This is a genomic window from Pseudomonas sp. Irchel s3f7 (assembly GCF_900187615.1).
Taxonomy (GTDB): Bacteria; Pseudomonadota; Gammaproteobacteria; order Pseudomonadales; family Pseudomonadaceae; genus Aquipseudomonas.
Genome location: NZ_FYDO01000035.1, coordinates 39,151 through 59,651, shown reverse-complemented (window position 1 = coordinate 59,651; position 20,501 = coordinate 39,151). Strand labels below are relative to the sequence as shown.

Genomic DNA, 20,501 nt, shown 5'->3' with positions numbered 1-20,501 from the left:
GCTCAACCAATGTTGGCCAGAAGCCAAAGATGGCTTCCTCGAATAGGCCTTATACATAGATGCAACCGGGTAGCAGTGTTTAAAAAGCAGGTAGACAGTGGGGGCGAGTCCATACATAGGAGCGAGCTTGCTCGCGATGATGGAGTGTCGGTCGACATCAGTTCGTCTGATTCACCGCCATCGCGAGCACCCTCGCTCGCTCCCACAGGGGAGCCAGTAAAGACAATCGTGCACAAAAAAAACCGCCAGAACCTGTCAAAAACGGGCTCTCGCAGTTCTTAGCACGTGGAAATCTCAAAAAACCGTGCTGTACTCACTTCAACGTTCTGGAGATGGTTCTGCGGTCCATCGGCTGGATGCACAAGGCAGCATAATTTCGATAAGGCACTTTCTCATGTCTCTGTTCAAACGTTCCGCTACAGAGTTGGTAGGTACATTCTGGCTGGTGCTGGGTGGTTGCGGCAGTGCGGTGCTGGCCGCGGCTTTTCCGGACGTGGGGATCGGCCTGCTGGGGGTTTCCTTCGCGTTCGGCCTGACCGTGCTGACCATGGCGTTTGCCATCGGCCATATCTCCGGTTGCCACCTCAACCCGGCGGTGTCGTTGGGCCTGGTGGTCGGCGGACGTTTTCCGGCCAAAGAACTGCCCGCCTACATCATCGCCCAGGTGATTGGCGCAGTGATCGCAGCGGCCCTGTTGTACTTCATTGCCAGTGGCAAACCCGGTTTTGAACTGGCCTCGGGCCTGGCGTCCAACGGCTACGGCGAACACTCGCCTGGCGGATACTCGATGGCGGCGGGGTTTGTCACTGAACTGGTGATGACCGCGATGTTCATCCTGATCATCCTCGGTGCCACCGACAAACGCGCCCCGGCAGGACTGGCTCCGATTGCCATCGGCCTGGGCCTGACCCTGATTCACCTGATCTCGATCCCGGTGACCAACACCTCAGTCAACCCGGCGCGCAGCACCGGCCCGGCACTGATCGTCGGCGGTTGGGCGATCCAACAACTCTGGTTGTTCTGGGTCGCGCCGTTGCTCGGTGCGGTGGTCGGCGGTGTGCTTTATCGCTGGCTGGGTAAAGAAGAGAACTGACCGGTAACTGGATCAGCCTTGCCGATAAGGCAGGGCTGATCTCGCTTCTTCTGCGTAACCCAGTACGCCAAGCCGCTCCTGTTCCAGAAAATCCTTCACCGCCGCTTTCAAACCCGGATGCCGCAAGTAATGCCAGGAATGCGTAATGACGGGCTCGAAGCCGCGAATCAACTTGTGCTCCCCTTGCGCCCCGGCATCAAAGCGCTGGAAACCGTTGGCGATCGCATAGTCCATACCCTGATAGAAACAGGTCTCGAAATGCAGGCGATCGTACTCCGCCAGGCATCCCCAGTAGCGTCCGTAAAAGCTGTCGCCCCCCACCAGACTGAACGCCATCGCCACCGGGCGTGAGCCTTGCCTGGCCAGCACCACACGAATCGATTCCGGCATGCGCTCGGCCAACAGGCTGAAAAAGTCGCGGGTCAGATAAGGTGCTTGCCGACGCACCGCGTACGTATTGGCGTAACAGGCGTAAACAAAATCCCACTGCGCCTCGCTCAGTTCCCGGCCTTCGAGCCATTCAAAATCGATGCCCTGCCCCGCTACCTGCTCGCGTTCCTTGCGCATCTGTTTGCGCTTGCGCGAACTCAATGCATCGAGAAAATCCTGAAAATCCCGATAACCGCGGTTCTGCCAGTGATACTGGCAGCCGATGCGCTGCAGCCAACCTGGCTGTTCGCTCAAGGCGGCATCGGTGAACGGGTCGGTGAAATTGATGTGGGCGCTGGAGAGTTGTTCGATTTCGAGGTAGCCCGGCAGGCTTTTGAGTAGTTCAAAACCGTCCTCAATAGTGGCCGCCAGCATACGCGGCCCACTCACCGGACTGAACGGTACGGCGCTCAGAAACTTGGGGTAGTAGTCGATGCCGGCACGTTCACAGGCATCGGCCCAAGCGTGATCGAACACGTATTCGCCGTAAGAGTGCCATTTACGGTAACCGGGCAGCGCGGCGATCAGGCGATCACCTTCTATGTGCAGCAAATGCTCGGGCTTCCAGCCGGTATGGGGACCGACACTGCCACTGTCTTCGAGTGCGCTCAGAAAGGCATGGCGCAGAAAAGGCTGCGTCTCGGGCACCAGTGCATCCCACGTCGGCGGGGCGATTTCTGACAGTTTTTGCAGGCGTTGCAACGGCATTACCGTCCTCACTCTTTTATGGCGTGAAAGCCTCGCGAGTATCGCTTATCGCTCCCCTTTTCACACGGGCATTCGGCCGACAAGGCTCTAACTCAATAGTTCAGGGTGACTTCGTATCGTCACCGACATGACATCACATTGCCACTGCCTTGTAATAAACCATCGCGATACTGGCGCCAGTTTTTAGAGCGTCGGGTTCTAACCCGGCCACTGTTTTCCGTCCATCAATGGTCGGTTGTGCCCTGGATGGCTCAGTCATCCACTCTCATCTTCGGAGATTGATATGCGTCTTGCTTCCACGAAAACTGCGGCGGCCCTCTGCGGCAGCCTGATGCTGGCCATGAGTGTTTCGGCCAACGCCGCAGTCGACGCCAAACTGCTCGACATGCTCAAGGCTAACGGCTCGATTACCAACGCGCAGTACAGCGAACTGCAGGCCGAACTGGCCCGGGATCAGAAAGATCAGCAAATTGCCCGTCAGGCTCAACAAGAGACCAACGAGCAAATCACCGCGACCGCGAAGAAAACCGAAGCCCTGAGCACCTTCGACCAGAAACTGGCGTGGGCTGCCAAGACCCAATTCAAGGGCGACATGCGTTTCCGTCAGGAATCTATCGAGAACAACGACGCGCCCAACAACAAAGACAAGAACCGTCAGCGTATTCGTGCCCGCCTGGGTGCCTACAGCGAAATCAACCCGCAAGTCGACACCGGTATTCGTATTGCCACTGGCAGCAACGACGACGCTCGCTCCACCAACCAGGACTTGGACAACTACTTTAACAAGAAGGAGATTTGGCTGGACCTGGGTTACATCGACTACCACCCCGACGCCATCAAGAACCTGCACCTCGTTGGCGGCAAGATGCCGCAGCAATGGGTGAGCATGGGCGACATCATCTGGGATAGCGACGTCAACCCGGAAGGACTGGCAGTCACTTACAAGTACCCGCTGGGCGGCAGCACCGAGCTGTTCGGTAGCGCTGGTCACTACACCCTCAAGGACAACGTCGACGGCGAAGGCGTGCAATTCAAAAATGACCTGCGTCTTTACGCAGGTCAGTTGGGTGGGCGCTTCGCTCTCACTGACAACCTGAAAATGACCCTGGGCGGCAGTCTCTACGCCTACGACAACGATGAAGACAGCGCTTGCCCTACCTCCGGCAGCACCACTGCGCCGTGTGCGCTGGCCGTCAATGGCAACAGCCCGGGCGAAGAATTCAACTTGTACGAAGGTTTCGGTCAGTTGGACATCGGCGGTCTGCCAATGCCGCTGTCGCTGTACGGTCAGTACGTCAACAACACCGACGCCAGCAATGACCAGGACACTGCTTGGTTGGCCGGGGTCAAGACCAAGTTCTACGGCGTTGCACTGGACTACAACTACCGTGATGTACAACGTAACGCGGTGGTCGGCGCCTTCACCGACTCTGACTTCGCCTACGGTTACACCGGTTCGCGCGGCAGTAAGTTGAAAGCGAGCTACGAGTTGGACAAGAACTTCACCCTCGGCGCCACGTACTTCATGGCTAACTCTGACTACACCAACGCCAGCACCAACAAGAAAGATTCTGACATCAACACCCTGCAACTGGATGCTGAAGCGAAGTTCTGATTCACCGCGCCATACGACTCCAGCAAGGATGCCTGAGCCCGTTTTACAGCCTCGCGTTGATGTATCGGTCCCCATCATCCGCCGATACTTCAACGCTGGGCTTTTTGTTTTTCAAAGCCTGGAAAACCGGACATTTGTGGCGAGCGAGCTTGCTCGCGCTGGACTGCGAAGCGGTCCCGAAAGCAGCCATCGCAGACTGTCGGACACACCGCACCGCTGTATTGCGACGACTGCGTCGTCGAACGGGGGCAAGCCCCCTCGCCACAAAAAACTCACCGCCACAAAACACGCGATCTTTTCAGTTACCGCAACACAATCAGCGCTTGCGCAGCAACACACTACCAATCGAATAACCGGCACCGAACGAGCTCAGTACCGCCAGCGAGCCGGCAGCCAGATCGTCCTGGTTCTTGTGGAATGCAATCACGGAGCCTGCGGAGCTGGTGTTGGCGTATGTGTCGAGAATCACCGGCGCTTCCAGTTCGGTAGCGTCGCGACCGAGCAGTTTCCTGACGATCAGGTGGTTCATGCTCAGGTTGGCCTGGTGCAGCCAGAAGCGCTTCACGTCGCTGATGTTGAGCTGGTTTTCTTCCAGGTGCGTAGCGATCAGCTCGGCCACCATCGGGCAAACATCGCGGAACACCTTGCGGCCTTCCTGCACGAACAATTTGTCCTTGGCACCGATGCCCTCTTCCGCCGCGCGGTTGAGGAAGCCGAAGTTGTTGCGGATGTTGTTGGAGAACTTGGTCAGCAACTTGGTGCTGACGATGTCGAACTGGTGCTTGGACGTCGCCAGATCGGCACGTTCGATGATCACGGCGGTGGCGGCGTCACCGAAGATGAAGTGGCTGTCGCGGTCGCGGAAGTTCAGGTGACCGGTGCAGACTTCCGGGTTGACCATCAGGATCGCCCGGGCCTGGCCCAGTTGCACGCTGTTGGCAGCGGTCTGGATGCCGAAGGTCGCCGAGGAGCACGCCACGTTCATGTCGAAACCGAAACCCTGGATGCCCAGCGCTTCCTGAACTTCGATCGCAATGGCCGGGTAGGCGCGTTGCAGGTTGGAACAGGCGACGATCACGCCGTCGATATCAGCGGCGGTCTTGCCGGCGCGTTGCAAGGCTTGTTCGGCAGCGCCGATGGCCATTTGGCAAAGCACCGACCATTCGTCGTTGGAACGCTCCGGCAAGCGCGGTGCCATGCGTTGCGGATCGAGGATGCCTTCCTTGTCCATGACAAAGCGGCTCTTGATGCCGGACGCTTTTTCGATGAAGGCTGCGCTGGATTCGGTCAACGCGTCGACTTCACCGCGCGCAATGGCGTCGGCGTTATCGGCGTTGAATTGCGCCACATAAGTATTGAAAGACTGCACCAGCTCTTCGTTGGAGATGCTGTTGGCCGGGGTGTACAGGCCGGTGCCGCTGATGACGACGTTATGCATGGTCGTGTCTCTAATAATCTGTTCAGGCAGAAAGCATTGGCACCGACGTACCAACACACAAGGGGTCTATTCCCATCCGGGGAGGCAAACCTGGCATCACATTATCCGTCCTGCTCACGGCGCGAAGGCTCAAAACCGCGGGGTCGGCATTTATAGGCGCGAAGTTTGCCATAAACCTTGGGTTTTCGCCCTATTTGCGAGATGACTTGACCTGAAACGGCGTTTCGGAATGGGGATGACTAACCTGTAGGAGCCGGCTTGCTGGCGAAAGCGCCTTGAAGAACGCCATCGCCAGCAAGCCGGCTCCTACAGGGGGCTGTGTCAGGGTTCGACCTGAGTCCACTGCTTGTTCAGGCGCTTATCGGAGATCGGGACCTTGGTCCCCAATTGCTGGGCGAACAATGAAACCCGGTACTCCTCGAGCCACCAGCGATACAGCTCCAGCTGCGGATCACGCTTGCCTTCCTGGGCATGCTTGTTGGCGCGGGTCTGGTATTGCGCCCACAGACCGGACAATTCGCCGCTCCAGACCCGATCCCGCTGTACCTGGGCGCCGATTTTTTCGAAGCGTTGTTCGATCGCCTTGAGATAACGCGGCAGTTCCTTGAGCCACTGCATCGGCGTTTCCCGGACAAACCCCGGGTACACCAGATGACTGAGCTGTTGCTTGATGTCGTTCAGGGCCACGGCTTGGGCGAGGTCGATCTTGCCCTTGAAGCGTTTTTGCAGGCCATGCCAGAGCTTGAGGATTTCCAGGGTCAACTTCGCCACGCGCTCGGCGTGCTCGGTCCAGGCGCCACGCTTGCGCTCGGCCAGCGATGCCAGACCGGCGCCGTCACGGGGTAACGGGTCTTCGCCCTCGAGAATGCAGCTGTCGAGGCTGGCTAGCAGAATGTCTTCCACCAGCGCATCGACACGGCCCATGTCGCGGTACAGCAGGCCCAGCTCGGTCAAGCCCGGCAACTTGCCGCGCAGGAACTTGGCGGGTTCAGCCAGTTGCTGCATCAGCAGGCGTTGCAAGGCGCGGCGATGCTGGAACTCGGCTTCGGCCGGGGTCGAGAAACGCCCTTCCTTGACCGTGCCACCCTCTTCCACCAAGGCAGGGTAAACCGTCATCGACAGCCCGGCGATCTTCTGCTGGGTTTTCTCGGCCACGGCAGCGAACACTTTCGGCTCGACCGGTTGCTGGTTTTTTGCGGTTTGCGGTACGGCCAATGCCGCCTGGCTGGCTTCGGCAAAACGCGCCGTCAGTTCAGCCAGATCGCGACCTTCGCCGAGGAATTTGCCCTGGGCGTCGACGATTTCCAGGTTCATCCGCAGATGGCTTTCGACCTGCTGCGCCGCTTCGCTCCAGGCTTCGTCGCTGACGCGGGCGCCGGTCATGCGCAACAGTTCACGGCCCAACGCCTGGGGCAGCGAGCCCTCGGCAAACGTCATGCGCTGCAACGCCGCTTTGACGAAGTCCGGCACCGGCACAAAATTCTTGCGCAAGGCCTTGGGCAGGTTGCGCACCAGGGCAATGCACTTGGCTTCGATCAAACCCGGCACCAGCCATTCCAGGCGCTCCGGTGGCAGCATCGGCAACAGCGGCGCCGGCACACGCAGGGTCACGCCATCCCGTGGATGGTTCGGTTCGAAGTGGTAGCTCAGCGCCAGTTCCAGATCGCCGATGTGCAGCGTGTCCGGGTAATGCTGGGCGGTGACTTCACTGGCTTCGCGGGCCAGCACGTCTTCTTCGCGCATGATCAGCAGTTGCGGATCTTTCTGGCTGTTGATCCGGTACCAACTGTCGAAAGTCGCGGTCTGGTGGATCTCTGCCGGCAATCTCGCGTCATAGAAGGCGTACAGGGTTTCTTCGTCGGCCAGAATGTCGCGGCGACGGGCCTTGGCTTCCAGTTCGTCGAGTTGTTCCAGCAACGCTTTATTGGCCGTCAGGCATTTGGCTTTGGATTGAATCTCGCCGCGCACCAGCGCTTCGCGGATGAACAATTCGCGGGACACCACCGGATCGACCGGACCGTAATGCACCGGGCGACGACCGACCACGATCAAGCCGAACAAGGTGATCTGCTCGAACGCCACGACCTGACCACGCTTCTTCTCCCAATGGGGTTCGAAGTGGTTTTTCTTGATCAGGTGCCCGGCCAGTGGCTCGATCCAGTCGGCATCGATCTTGGCGACCATGCGCGCGTAGAGCTTGGTGGTTTCCACCAGTTCGGCAGTCATCAGCCATTGCGGGCGCTTCTTGCCGATGCCCGACGACGGGTGAATCCAGAAGCGCCGCTGACGGGCGCCGAGGTAATCGCCGTCTTCGGTCTTCTGGCCGATCTGGCTGAGCAGGCCCACCAATACCGCTTTGTGCAGTTTCGGGTAATCCGCCGGCTCTTTATTGAGGCTCAACTGCATGTCGCGGCAGATCAGGCTCAACTGGCGATGGGAGTCACGCCATTCACGCAAGCGCAGGTAATTGAGGAAATTCTTGCGGCACCAATTGCGCAGTGGACTGGCCGTCAGCGCCTGGCGCTGCTCTTCAAAACCACGCCACAGATTGACCAGCCCGGCGAAATCCGAATCGGTGTCTTTCCATTGAGCATGGGCCTGATCCGCCGCTTGCTGGCGTTCCGGCGGACGCTCGCGCGGGTCCTGAATCGACATGGCGCTGGCGACGATCAGCACTTCCTGCAAGCTGCCAAGCTTGGCCGCTTCAATCAGCATGCGCCCCATGCGCGGGTCCACCGGCAGCCGCGCCAACTGGCGACCGAGCGGGGTCAGCTGGCTGTTGCGGTCCACCGCCGAGAGTTCCTGCAGCAGGTTGTAACCGTCGCTGATCGCCTTGCCATCTGGCGGCTCGATGAACGGAAACGCGGTGACCTCGCCGAGACGCAGGTGCAGCATCTGCAAAATAACGGCGGCGAGGTTGGTACGCAGGATTTCCGGATCGGTAAATTCCGGGCGCCCGAGGAAATCTTCTTCGCTGTAGAGGCGGATGCAAATGCCCGGTTCGACGCGCCCGCATCGACCCTTACGCTGGTTGGCGCTGGCCTGGGAAACCGCTTCGATGGGCAGGCGCTGAACCTTGGCGCGGTAGCTGTAGCGACTGATGCGTGCGGTGCCGCTGTCGATCACGTAACGGATGCCCGGTACGGTCAGCGAGGTTTCCGCGACGTTGGTCGCCAGCACCACGCGACGCCCTGGGTGCGACTGGAAAATCCGCTGTTGCTCGGCGGGTGACAGCCGTGCGTACAACGGCAGAATTTCGGTGTGCTTGAGCTGGGCCTTGCGCAGCATGTCGGCGGCGTCGCGAATCTCGCGCTCACCGGGCAGGAACACCAGCACGTCACCGGGACTGCGGCGTTCGCTGCGCTCAAACGCGGCGATTTCGTCGAGGGTGGCGAGGATGGCCTGATCCACGGTCAGGTCATCTTCGACGCGGTTGCCCTCTTCGTCCTGCTCAAGCGTCAGCGGACGGTACCAGGTGTCCACCGGGAAGGTGCGACCGGAGACTTCGACAATCGGCGCATCGTCGAAATGCTTGGAGAAACGCTCCAGGTCGATGGTGGCCGAAGTGATGATGACTTTCAGGTCCGGACGACGCGGCAGCAGGGTTTTCAGGTAGCCGAGCAGGAAATCGATGTTGAGGCTGCGTTCGTGGGCTTCGTCGACGATGATCGTGTCGTAGCGTTCCAGATACCGGTCGTTCTGGGTTTCCGCGAGCAAGATGCCGTCGGTCATCAGTTTGATCAGGGTATTGGAATCGCTCTGGTCCTCGAACCGCACCTGATAGCCGACCAATGCGCCCAACGGCGTGCCCAACTCTTCGGCAACGCGACTGGCCACGCTGCGCGCCGCGATCCGGCGTGGTTGGGTGTGACCGATCAGGCCATGCTGGCCGCGACCGATTTCCAGGCAGATTTTCGGCAACTGGGTGGTTTTACCCGAGCCGGTTTCGCCAGCGATGATCAGCACCTGGTGCTTTTCCAGTGCCTTTTTGATTTCGTCGCGCTTGGCGGCAATCGGCAAACTGTCGTCGTAACGAATCAGCGGCAGGCTGGCGCGGCGGGCCAGCACCTGATCACAGGACACCTGCATCCGCGCCACCCACTGGGCCAGCTTGGCCTCGTCGGGTTTCTTGCGCAGCTCAAGCAACTGCCGCCGCAGCCGGTGGCGGTCGGCGAGCATGGCGTGATCGAGGTTTTTCAGCAGTTTGTCGATGGAGGGCGATTCGTCGGTCATCGGGTACGCAATTCAGTCGTCTAGTGGCGCAGGGTGCGGATTGTCGCAGATTTAAAGGATGAACGAGATCCCTTGTAGGAGCCGGCTTGCTGGCGGAGGCGCTCGCACTGGCGATGCAAGGCTCAGGATTGCCTTCGCCGGCAAGCCGGCTCCTACAGGTGGGGGTTATTCGGTATCGTGGCCCTTGCGCCGATACGGGAACACATCAATCACCTTCCCCGCCCGAATCGCCTCTTGCAGGCTTTTCCAGTAATCGGCGTTGTACAACTCGCCATGCAGTTGATCGAACAGCTTGCGCTGGCCGAAATCGGCAAACAGGAACGGCGGGAACTCTTCGGGGAACACGTCCAGCGGCCCGATCGAATACCACGGCTCGGAGGCCATTTCGTCTTCCGGGGTGCGCGGTAGCGGGATGTGGCGGAAGTTGGCTTCGGTCAGGAAGCAGATCTCGTCGTAGTCGTAGAACACCACCCGACCGTGACGGGTGACGCCGAAGTTCTTCAGCAGCATGTCACCGGGAAAGATGTTCGCCGCCGCCAGTTGCTTGATCGCCAGACCATAATCCTCCAGCGCTTCACGCACCTGCGCCTCGTTGGCGTTTTCCAGGTACAGGTTAAGCGGAGTCATGCGTCGTTCGGTCCAGCAGTGACGGATCAGCACCGTGTCGCCTTCCACCGACACCGTGGACGCCGCGACTTCCAGCAATTCTTCGAGGCACGCCGGATCGAACTTGCTCAGCGGAAAACGGAAGTCGGCGAACTCCTGGGTATCGGCCATGCGCCCAACGCGGTCGACGCTTTTTACCAGCCGGTACTTCTCGATCACCGTGGCGCGGTCGACGTTTTTCGACGGAGAGAATCGGTCCTTGATGATTTTGAACACGGTGTTGAAACCCGGCAGGGTGAACACGCTCATCACCATGCCGCGCACACCGGGGGCCATGATGAACTGGTCATCGGTGTTGGCCAGGTGATTGATCAGCGCCCGGTAGAACTCCGACTTGCCGTGTTTGTAGAAACCGATCGAGGTGTACAGCTCGGCGATGTGCTTGCCCGGCAGGATGCGCTTGAGAAAGCCGATAAACTCCGCCGGCACCGGCACATCCACCATGAAATACGAACGGGTGAACGAGAAGATGATCGACACGTCCGCTTCGTCGGTGATCAACGCATCGATCTGAATGCCGCGACCTTCGAGGTGCAGCAGCGGAATCGCCAGCGGCCATTGCTCATCGGCGGTGTAGATGCGCCCCACCAGGTACGCGCCTTTATTGCGGTAGAGCACCGAGGAAAACAGTTCGACGCTCAGCTCCGGGTCCTTGCACACCCAGTCCGGCAGGTTCTCGCGCAGCTGCGCTTCCAGGCGCGTCAAGTCACCGGACAGGTCGGCGTATTCCTCGCTGAAACGGTAATCGGCAAAGATGCTCGCGAGCATGCCGGACAACTGACCCTGGGGTTTGTAAGTGCGGGTTTGCGCAGCGCGGGCCCGACGCAGGCTCGGTCGGGTGGTGTGGATGAACATGCAGCCGTCGCTGATCAGGTCGTGGCTGAACAGCCCGCAGAAGATCGAGTTGTACCAGGTCTCGGACAGTTCATCGTCGAAACGCAGGTCGATCAGGCTGATGTAGGCGCTTTTCACCAGCGGCCAGCAGCTGACGTCCAGCGTGTCTGCGTCAAACGCAGTGCGCAGTTTCTCCACCGTTTCGCTGACTTTATCTTCGTACAGATTGATCCGCGCCGCCGACGCCGTTTGCGTTTCCTGCCACTTGGCTTGTTCGAAACGCGCCCGGGCGCCATCGGTGATCTGGCGAAAATGCTCGCGGTAATCGTCAAAGCCATCGAGGATCAAGCGGGCGATATCGGCGGCTGGCCATTGCTGCGGCATGGGTGAGACCTCTGCGGGAATTCGTGAGCCCTGAGCTTAGCCAGTGAAACGGGTGCAGGAGAAGCGTAATTTTGCCGGGGAATTAAATGCCCGTTTTCCGGTTGCCACGGACAAGGCTGTCAGCAACACTCTCGCCCTCATCAAGGAAGGAACGCGCTGTGAACCCCGTCGATATTTTCCGTTTACTGTCCCTGGCGGCCATTTGGGGTGCGAGTTTTCTGTTCATGCGCATCATCGCTCCGGTGATTGGCAGCATTCCGACCGCTTTTTTCCGTGTATCGATCGCCGCAGCCGGACTGCTGGTGATTCTTGGGCTGATGCGCATCAGTTGGGATTTCAAGGGCAAACTCAAAACCGTGATGCTGCTCGGGGTGATCAACTCCGGGATTCCGGCGACGCTCTATTCGGTGGCCGCGCAGGTGCTGCCGGCCGGTTACTCGTCGATTTTCAATGCCACGACCCCCTTGATGGGCGTGCTGATCGGCGGCCTGTTTTTCCATGAAAGGCTCACCGGCGCCAAACTCGGCGGCGTGTGCCTGGGGCTGTTCGGCGTGGGCGTGCTGACCCGTGCCGGCCCGGTGGCGTTCGATATGGAACTGCTGATGGGTGCCATCGCCTGCCTGCTCGCAACCACTTGCTACGGATTTGCGGGGTTTCTGGCCCGCCGCTGGCTCGATCAGGCCGGAGGTCTGGACAGCCGTTTGTCGGCACTGGGCAGCATGCTCGGCGCGACGTTGTTCCTGCTGCCGCTGTTCGGCTACAGCGTGATCAGCCAACCACCCGCAAGCTGGGGCGGCTGGAGCGTGTGGCTGTCGTTGCTGGGGTTGGGCCTGGGCTGCACGGCGTTTGCGTACATTGTTTACTTCCGGCTCCTGAGCTCGATTGGTCCGGTGAAATCGATGACCACAACCTTTTTGATCCCGCTGTTCGGCGTATTGTGGGGGGCGATGTTTCTCGATGAGCCGCTGTCGATGGCGCATGTCTATGGCGGGTTGTTGATTGCGCTGGCGTTGTGGCTGGTGTTGAAGCCGGCGGCTGTGAAGGTGGCTGAGGTGACTGCCAAGTAGTTCGGTGGTGCTGCTGATGACGCCATCGCTGGCAAGCCAGCTCCTACAAGGACGCGTATAACCCTGTAGGCGCTGGCTTGCCAGCGATGGCGTCAGATCAGACACCAACAATCACAAAGCTGACTGAGTGACCTCCCCATCCACCAACCGCCGAATCCTCAACGGATTACTGTCCTGCAACGCCTCGGGCAACAACGCATCCGGGTAATTCTGGAAGCACACCGGCCGCAGGAAACGATCAATCGCCAGGGTCCCGACGGACGTGCCACGCGAATCCGACGTCGCCGGATACGGCCCGCCATGCACCATCGCCTCGCAGACTTCGACTCCGGTCGGATAGCCATTAAGCAAGATCCGTCCAACTTTCTCTTGCAGCATTTCAGCCAGCCAACGGTACTCCAGCAACTCATCGGCCTCGCCGATCAGCGTCGCCGTCAATTGCCCACGCAACCCCTGCAACGCCGCCGTGAGCTGCGCCCGGTCCTCGACTTCGATAACGATGGTCGCCGGCCCGAACACTTCCTCCTGCAACAGCTCATCACCCTTGAGCAACAAACCGACATCGGCCTTGAACACCTGCGGCTGCGCCTGATTGCCCAGTTGTGGCTTACCCGCCAAATGGGTCAGACCCGGATGCTCGTGCAATTCCCCCAAGCCTCGGCTGTAGCTGTCCAGGGTTCCGGCATTGAGCATGGTTTGTGGCGGTTGCTGGTTCATGCTCGCGCAAAAGGTTTCCAGAAAGGTGCTGAATTGCGGCGAGCGCAAACCGATGACCAGGCCGGGATTGGTGCAGAACTGACCGCACCCCATCGTGACCGAACCGGCCAGTTGCGCTGCGATCTGCTCACCGCGCACCGCCAACGCCTCGGGCAACAGGAACACCGGATTGATACTCGACATCTCGGCGAATACCGGGATTGGCTGCGACCGAGTCGCGGCCATTTGGCCCAAAGCATTGCCGCCCTTGAGCGAACCGGTAAAACCCACGGCCTGAATAGCCGGGTGCTTGACCAGCCACTCGCCGACACCGCCGCCGTAGATCATGTTGAACACGCCGGCTGGCATTTGCGTGCGCTCGGCGGCGCGAATGATTGCGTCTGCCACCCATTCGGCCGTCGCCATGTGCCCGCTGTGAGCCTTGAACACCACCGGGCAACCGGCAGCCAGTGCCGAAGCGGTATCGCCACCGGCGGTGGAGAATGCCATCGGAAAGTTGCTGGCACCGAACACCGCCACCGGCCCAAGCGCGATGCGGTACTGGCGCAGATCCGGACGCGGCAACGGTTGGCGATCCGGCAACGCCCGGTCGATGCGCGCACCGTAAAAGTCGCCGCGACGCAGTACTTTGGCGAACAGACGCAGCTGGCCGCTGGTTCGCCCCCGTTCACCTTGAATACGCCCGGCTGGCAGCGCGGTTTCGCGACACACGGTGGCAACGAACTCATCGCCCAATGCATCGATTTCATCGGCAATGGCATCGAGGAAAGTGGCGCGTTTTTCCGCGCTCAGGTTGCGGTAGATCGGGTACGCCGCGGCAGCGGCATCGGCAGCGGCATTCACCTCGGCTTCGGATGCCTGAAAGTACAATCCGGGGAGCGGTTCGCCCGTCGTTGCATCGAAACTTTGCAGTTGCGTCGTGCCATCGGCACTGCGGCGACCGCCGATGTAGTTGTGTCCGAGTAACGTGGTCATGTCGAATTCCTTGATCAATTGCCGCCCTGTAGGAGCCGGCTTGCTGGCGATAGCGGTGTGTCAGGCGCTATCAATGTTGATTGATGCGCCGCTATCGCCAGCAAGCCGGCTCCTACAGGATCAGAGTGTGCGCACCTGGCCGATGGCTAACGGCTGGGCGCTCTCGCCGATGCCGTTGACCAACGGTGCACCGAACGCGTCGAGGCTGATCTGGAAGCGATCCCCCGGCTGGGTTTTCACGCCGTCGGCAAACGACAGCGTGGCGGTGCCGAAGTAATGCACATGGACATCGCCGGGACGCAAAAACTGCGCGTATTTGAAGTGGTGAAATTCAAGGTTGGCCAAGCTGTGGCACATGTTGTCCTCGCCGCTGAGAAACTCCTTTTCCCAGATCGTTTCGCCGTTGCGCTTGATCCGGCTGGTGCCGACCAAATGCCTAGGCAACTCGCCGACACGCAGCTCCGGACCGTAGGAACAACTGCGCAGTTTTGAATGGGCGAGGTACAGGTAATTGCACCGTTCCATCACATGGTCGGAGAACTCGTTACCCAGCGCATAACCGACGCGATACGGCTGGCCATCGTCGCCAATCACGTAGAGGCCGGTCAGCTCCGGTTCTTCACCGGCGTCCTCGGCAAAGGGCGGCACGGGGAAGTCCGCACCGGGGCGCACGACAATGCTGCCATCGCCTTTGTAGAACCATTCCGGTTGCGCGCCGACCTGCCCCGCTTCTGGCTTGCCGCCCTCAAGGCCCCACTTGAAGATGCGCATGGTGTCGGTCATGCCGGCTTCGACGGCGCCGTCCTGCTGGTGCATCTTGTCTCGAGTCGCGGCGCTGCCCAGATGCGTCAGGCCGGTGCCGCTGATCAGGCAATGAGCCGGGTCTTCGTGATCCAGCGGAGGCAGGACTTTGCGCTGCTGCAATAGCGTCGCGTAATCCGGGCCCGGGTCTGTGCCGCGCAAGGCGACTTCTTCCTGCAGATTGCGTTGGCTGCGGATCGCCGCCAGCGCCAGTTCACGAGTGCTGCGGGTGTCGCGCACGACCAGAATCTGCGCGCCGGCGACCAGCCCGACCTGACGCTCGCCGTCAGTGTTTTCAAATTGAATCAGGTGCATGTTGTGTCTCCGACAAGTCAGCCGGGCGCCGCCCGAAAGCGGCGCCTGAAGGTCATTCGATGATGTTGAAATCGCTCAGGTACTCATCGGAGATTTCCAGGCCCAGGCCCGGTTTGTTGTCATCGAGCTGGATGTAGCCGTTGACCGGTTGCGGCTCGCCCTTGAACACGTAGTAGAAGAGCTCGTTGCCGACCTCGACGTCGAACACCGGGAAGAACTCGGCCATCGGCGAGGCGGTGGTGGACATGGTCAGGTGGTAATTGTGCATCTGCCCGGCGTGGGGGATGACCGGCACCGACCAGGCCTCGGCCATGGCGTTGATCTTGCGCGCAGCGGTGATGCCGCCTACGCGGTTGGTGTCGTACTGGATCACGTCGACGGCGCGGCGTTCCAGCAGGTCCTTGAAGCCGTAGGAGGTGAACTCGTGTTCGCCGCCGGAGATCGGCATGATCCCCATTTTTTTCAGCTCGATGTAGCCTTCGATGTCGTCGGCGATCACCGGTTCTTCGAGCCAGCGCGGTTCGAATTCGGCCAGTTTCGGCAACATGCGGCGCGCGTATTCCAGGGTCCAGCCCATGTAGCATTCGAGCATGATGTCGACATCGGGGCCGGCCAGCTGACGCAGGGCGCGCACCTGTTCGATGTTGCGGCGCATGCCCGCAGGGCCGTCTTTCGGGCCGTAGCCGAAGCGCATTTTCAGCGCGGTGAAACCCTGGTTCAGGTAGCCCTGGGCTTCTTCGAGGAACAGGTCGAGGTTGTCGTTGGCGTAGAGCTTGGACGCGTAGGTCCAGATCTTTTCCTTGGTGCGCCCGCCCAGCAACTTGAACACCGGTTTGTTCACCGCCTTGCCCATGATGTCCCAGATGGCAATGTCGATGGCCGAGATCGCGGCCATGCCGATGCCTTTGCGGCCCCAGGCGTGGCTCTGGCGGTACATTTTCTGCCAGATGTATTCGTTGTCGAACGGGTCTTCGCCAATCGCGATCGGCGCCAGATAGGTGTCGATGATTTCCTTGGCCACGCGTGGTGCCAGGGCGCAGTTACCGATGCCGACAAGACCGGTGTCGGTCTCGACTTCCACCACCAGCCAGCCGTGGAAACGGAACGAGCCCATGGCATCGCCGCGCTCGAACAGGATGTCGCTGGCGTTGGTGCAGAAGTGCGCTTGAGGAGGAACGACTTTGCCTTTCCACTCGAAAACGCGGGTACGGATCGCTTTGATTTTCATGAATACAGTTCCTTGGGCTACCGGCCTTCTTGTCATTGTGGGTCGTGTGCGCAGAGCCTCTGGATAGTTGGGCTTTCGCATTCGATGGACCGACTTTAGCCAGCGCCCGGGGGCTGCGGATAATCACTTATGCGTATCCGGCGATAACCTGGGGTGATAGGAAAAAGCAGTTACCCCGTAGATCGAGTTATCGGGGCAATACCTAAAACTGTAGGAGCTGGCTTGCCAGCGATAGCGGCCCGACAGTCACTTCAAGGGTGTCTGTCAGGCCGTCATCGCTGGCAAGCCAGCTCCTGCAAGGGGTTGCGTGGGTCTGAAAGTCAGTAGCGGTTGCCACCCATCCGGCAAGCAATCTCGAACGCCTGGCGAATCGCGCCCACATTCGCCGTGCCCTGCCCCGCGATATCAAACGCCGTGCCGTGAGCCGGAGTGGTGATCGGGATCGGCAGACCGCCCTGCACCGTCACGCCGCGAGAGAACCCCATCAACTTGATCGCAATCTGGCCCTGGTCGTGGTACATCGTGACGACCGCGTCGAAAGCACTGGCATCGCCCTGGACCTTGAGGAAAATCGTGTCACCCGGATACGGTCCTTCCGCCGCAATCCCCAGCGCCTGAGCCGAGCGCACGGCCGGGCCGATAATGTCCAGTTCTTCGCGGCCGAACGAGCCGTTGTCGCCGTTATGCGGATTCAACCCACACACGCCGATGCGCGGTTTTTCCAGGCCGTTGCGCTTGAGTGCTGTGTCGATCAACTGGATCGCTTCGACCACCCGCTTTTCGCTGAGCAGCCCCGGCACATCCTTCAAGGCCACATGGGACGTCACCCGTGAAGTCCACAGATTGTCGAGCACGTTGAATTCGCAGAACGGCCCGTGGAAATCCAGCAGCTCGGCGAACCAGTGCAACTCATCGCTGTGGGCCATGCCGGCCATGTGCAGCGAAGTCTTGTTCAACGGCCCGAACAGCACCGCGTCAGTCGTGCCGGCCTCGGTCAGGCGCAGGGCAACTTCCAGGGTATCGAGACTGTAGCGACCGCCGACGACGCTGGCTTCACTGCGCGGGAACTCACCAACGGCATCGCCGCGAAAGTCGTAGAACAGGGGCGTGTCATCAATAAAGGAAAGTTGCTCCAGCGAATCCACGCGTCGATACGGAAATTCCATCCCGGCGATGCGCATGCCGCGGAGCATTTCCGCTTCGTCGGCGATCAGGATCACGTTGGCCTTGCTGCGCACGTCGGACTCGCCGAGCAGGCGTGCGATCAATTCCGGACCGATGCCCGCGGGGTCTCCCAGGACCATCGCGATGGTGGATTTTTTCATGCTTCACTCCTCAAGGGTTCAGGCTGCGCCCGGTCAATGGCGCAAGGCTCGCAGCGATACACACGCTGCGCGTTGCTGTAGAACAGTCGCTCCTGATCAGCCCAGGGCAGATCGGCGACGATGGATTTGAAACCGCTGTAGATGTCATCGAACGAGCCGCACAGGCTGTCGACGGGAAAGTTGCTGGCGAACATCGCCCGGTGGCTGCCGAACATGGCGATGACTTCGCGCACGATCCACGTGTTGTCCTTGGCGCGCCAGCGTTGGCCGCCCTGGCCCAGTCCGGAAATCTTCACCACGACGTTCGGCCATTGCGCCAGCCGCGCCATCGCCAGGCGCCAACCGGCGAGGCCTTCGGCGCTGCGGTCATTGGGCAACCCGGCATGGTTGAGAATCAGCGTGATGCCAGGGAAATCCCGAGCCAGGCGTTCGGCTTCGTGCAGGTTCCACCAAGGCGTCTGCAAATCGAAATGCAGGCCCAGGCCTTCCAGCGCGGCGTAGCTGCGACGCCAGTGCTCGTCGCTCATCAGGCTGCGCATGTGTCCCACCTGCGACGCCGTGATCGGCCCGCCCGGTTTGTGGCGCACGCTGCGCACATGCTTGAAGCGCGCCTGCTCGGTGAGCACGTCGATGGCGTCCGGGTGATCGAGCCAGGCTTGCGCGACGACAGCATTCGGCACGCCGTAGCGGGCGGCGAGTTGCTCGATGAAACGGGTTTCGCCAATCGGATCCTCAGGGTTCCATTCGGTCTCGACGTACACCGTTTGCACGACGTTGTGCGGACCTGCATCGGCGAAATAATCCTCAGGGAAATATCGGCGTTTGATCGCGGTGTAATCGCCGTAGCGAAACGGGATGCTGGCCTCGGGCGCGAGCCACGGATGGTCGTTGACGGTCGGATCCCAGAAATGATGATGGGCATCGATGATCGGGCCGTTCCAGGCTTTTTTCAGTAAGGGCTCAGTCATGACGCACCTCGTCGAGGCTGATGAACAACGTCGCCAGCACAAACACTGCCGAACACGCCGCGAAGAACCCGAGCACCGGGGCAAAACCACCGGCCGCTTGCAGAATCACCCCCACCAGAATCGGCACCGCAATACCGCCGGTGCTGCCGGCCATGTTCATCACACCGCCGATCAGGCCGACCCGCGCCGGGGCTGCCAGCAGCGCCGGGAAGCTCCAGTAGAGGCTGCCCCACATCAGGAAAAACGCAGTCATGGCCAACAACGCCACCGCCGCGTAGGGATTGGTCAGTGTTGGCAGCATCAGGAACGCACCCAGTGCGACCAGCCCGGAAAACGCCAGCAGGCTCTTGACCGCGACACCGCGGCTGACACCTTTGCGGATCAAACCGTCGCACAGGAAACCACCGGTCAACGAACCCAGCGCACCGCAGATGAAAATCACAAACGTCGCGGCACCAATGCCCTTGATATCAAAGCCGCGAGCCTGAGACAGATAACTCGGCCCCCAGGTCAGCAGACCGAAATACACCATCGCCCAACTGGCCCGTCCGATCAGCAAACCGCTCAGGGAACGGGCGGCGATGCCCAGTCCTTTGACCGGAACCCGCGCTGCTTCGGCGGCAGGGGTTGCACGACCGGCGTTGATTTTTTCCAGCTCCGCGTCGTTGACCTGCGGATGGCTGGCCGGGTCATCCCGCAGATAACGCCGGGCCACCCACGCCAGCACCAACGTGGCAATGCCGGCGATCACAAAGGCCAGGCGCCAGGAGTCCAGCGACGCGATCAGGTACGCAATGATCAAGCCGCCCAGCGCCACCCCCAATGGGCTGCCACTGTCCATCAACACCGCGCCACGACTGCGTTCGCTCGGGGCCAGCCACAAGGAAATCAGCTTGCCACCCGACGGGAACAACGGCGCTTCCGCCGCACCCAGTGCCACCCGTGCAAATAACAGCGACAAGCCGCCGGTAGCAAACGCCGCCAGCACCTGGAAGGTTCCCCACAATCCCGTCGACCAGCTGATGACCCGATGCGGGCCGAAGCGATCGATCAACCAGCCGCCGGGAATCTGCAACAACGCATAGGCCCAGAAGAAGCTGCTGAGGATGAGCCCTTGCAGGCTTGGTGACAGGGAGAACTCATGGGCGATGGTCGGCATCGCGATAGACAGCGACACCCGGTCGATCAGGTTGACCATGGTCAGCGCGAAGATGATCGCGAAGATTTTCCAGCGCACACCGCTGGCTTTGGCACTGGCTTGCGCGGGCGCAGCGGCCTGCTTCTGGACACCTGCGTCGGGCAGGCTCAGGGAAGCACTGGATCGAGCCATGGTGCGTACCTCGTTTTATTATTTTTGTGGAGATGCAAACGTCGATCTGTAGGAGCCGGCTTGCTGGCGAAAGCGGTGTGTCAGTCGCAATCAATGTTGATGCGCCATGATCGCCAGCAAGCCGGCTCCTACGGGATTGGCGTTGTGACGTTGTGACGTTGTGACGTTGTTGAACACTATCGAAGGCTCACTGATAACCGTCTAATCAAAACTTGAAATCAGGTGATAGCCACGGGTTATGTCATGTCGTGCTTTCAATGACCTTTCAACTCAGATCCTTGTAGGAGCAGGCTCGCTCCCATTGCTATAACCCCAGGCTATCGGTGTATGTATTGTTTTGACTAGACGCCACGCCTGGACCTTCACACACTCAGG

13 protein-coding genes are annotated in these 20,501 nt (G+C 60.3%); 3 read left to right on the top strand and 10 right to left on the bottom strand.

Features of this window, described 5'->3' with window-relative positions:
* The first annotated feature begins 394 nt into the window (after positions 1 to 394).
* Positions 395 to 1,093 (top strand): aquaporin Z, encoded by a 699-nt coding sequence (gene aqpZ / locus CKW19_RS24900; RefSeq protein ID WP_095060688.1) that lies wholly within the window; start codon positions 395 to 397, stop codon positions 1,091 to 1,093.
* A gap of 12 nt (positions 1,094 to 1,105) precedes the next feature.
* Here aqpZ and CKW19_RS24895 read toward each other — a convergent pair whose 3' ends face one another.
* A complete protein-coding gene (locus tag CKW19_RS24895; protein ID WP_095060686.1) occupies positions 1,106 to 2,230 on the bottom strand; it encodes a GNAT family N-acetyltransferase in 1,125 nt (374 codons plus the stop codon).
* Between the two features lie 283 nt (positions 2,231 to 2,513).
* Here CKW19_RS24895 and CKW19_RS24890 point away from each other — a divergent pair, with 283 nt between their 5' ends.
* A complete protein-coding gene (locus CKW19_RS24890) occupies positions 2,514 to 3,845 on the top strand; it encodes a putative porin (RefSeq protein WP_095060684.1) in 1,332 nt (443 codons plus the stop codon).
* 316 nt (positions 3,846 to 4,161) lie between these two features.
* Here the strand turns inward: CKW19_RS24890 and CKW19_RS24885 are convergent, their stop codons facing one another.
* The 3 genes from CKW19_RS24885 to aceK form a co-directional block, all read right to left on the bottom strand.
* Positions 4,162 to 5,283 carry a beta-ketoacyl-ACP synthase III gene (locus tag CKW19_RS24885; RefSeq protein ID WP_095060682.1) on the bottom strand — a complete coding sequence of 374 codons (1,122 nt, stop codon included), beginning with the start codon at positions 5,281 to 5,283 and terminating at the stop codon, positions 4,162 to 4,164.
* A gap of 321 nt (positions 5,284 to 5,604) precedes the next feature.
* Positions 5,605 to 9,516, bottom strand: a complete 3,912-nt coding sequence (gene hrpA, locus CKW19_RS24880) for an ATP-dependent RNA helicase HrpA (RefSeq protein WP_095060680.1) — start codon at positions 9,514 to 9,516, stop codon at positions 5,605 to 5,607.
* 165 nt (positions 9,517 to 9,681) lie between these two features.
* Positions 9,682 to 11,400, bottom strand: a complete 1,719-nt coding sequence (gene aceK, locus CKW19_RS24875; protein ID WP_095060678.1) for a bifunctional isocitrate dehydrogenase kinase/phosphatase — start codon at positions 11,398 to 11,400, stop codon at positions 9,682 to 9,684.
* 158 nt (positions 11,401 to 11,558) lie between these two features.
* Here aceK and CKW19_RS24870 point away from each other — a divergent pair, with 158 nt between their 5' ends.
* Positions 11,559 to 12,467, top strand: coding sequence for a DMT family transporter (locus CKW19_RS24870; protein ID WP_095060676.1), 909 nt, complete (start codon positions 11,559 to 11,561; stop codon positions 12,465 to 12,467).
* 111 nt (positions 12,468 to 12,578) lie between these two features.
* On the opposite strand, the gene CKW19_RS24865 is transcribed toward CKW19_RS24870, so the two are convergent.
* From CKW19_RS24865 to CKW19_RS24840, 6 genes are all read right to left on the bottom strand, one after another.
* Positions 12,579 to 14,159 carry an aldehyde dehydrogenase (NADP(+)) gene (locus CKW19_RS24865; protein WP_095060674.1) on the bottom strand — a complete coding sequence of 527 codons (1,581 nt, stop codon included), beginning with the start codon at positions 14,157 to 14,159 and terminating at the stop codon, positions 12,579 to 12,581.
* A 120-nt stretch (positions 14,160 to 14,279) separates the two neighbouring features.
* Complete coding sequence (gene araD1, locus CKW19_RS24860) at positions 14,280 to 15,275, bottom strand: AraD1 family protein (RefSeq protein ID WP_095060672.1); 996 nt, start codon at positions 15,273 to 15,275, stop codon at positions 14,280 to 14,282.
* Between the two features lie 52 nt (positions 15,276 to 15,327).
* Positions 15,328 to 16,503, bottom strand: coding sequence for an L-rhamnonate dehydratase (locus CKW19_RS24855; protein WP_095060670.1), 1,176 nt, complete (start codon positions 16,501 to 16,503; stop codon positions 15,328 to 15,330).
* 320 nt (positions 16,504 to 16,823) lie between these two features.
* On the bottom strand, positions 16,824 to 17,828 hold the full coding sequence (locus tag CKW19_RS24850) for a 4-hydroxythreonine-4-phosphate dehydrogenase PdxA (RefSeq protein WP_095060668.1): 1,005 nt from the start codon (positions 17,826 to 17,828) through the stop codon (positions 16,824 to 16,826).
* Complete coding sequence (locus CKW19_RS24845) at positions 17,825 to 18,796, bottom strand: amidohydrolase (RefSeq protein ID WP_371856294.1); 972 nt, start codon at positions 18,794 to 18,796, stop codon at positions 17,825 to 17,827. Before CKW19_RS24845 ends, CKW19_RS24850 begins: the two co-directional genes overlap by 4 nt.
* Positions 18,789 to 20,126: an MFS transporter gene (locus CKW19_RS24840; protein WP_095060666.1), complete on the bottom strand. Its 1,338-nt coding sequence runs from the start codon at positions 20,124 to 20,126 to the stop codon at positions 18,789 to 18,791. Before CKW19_RS24840 ends, CKW19_RS24845 begins: the two co-directional genes overlap by 8 nt.
* Between the last annotated feature and the right edge of the window lie 375 nt (positions 20,127 to 20,501).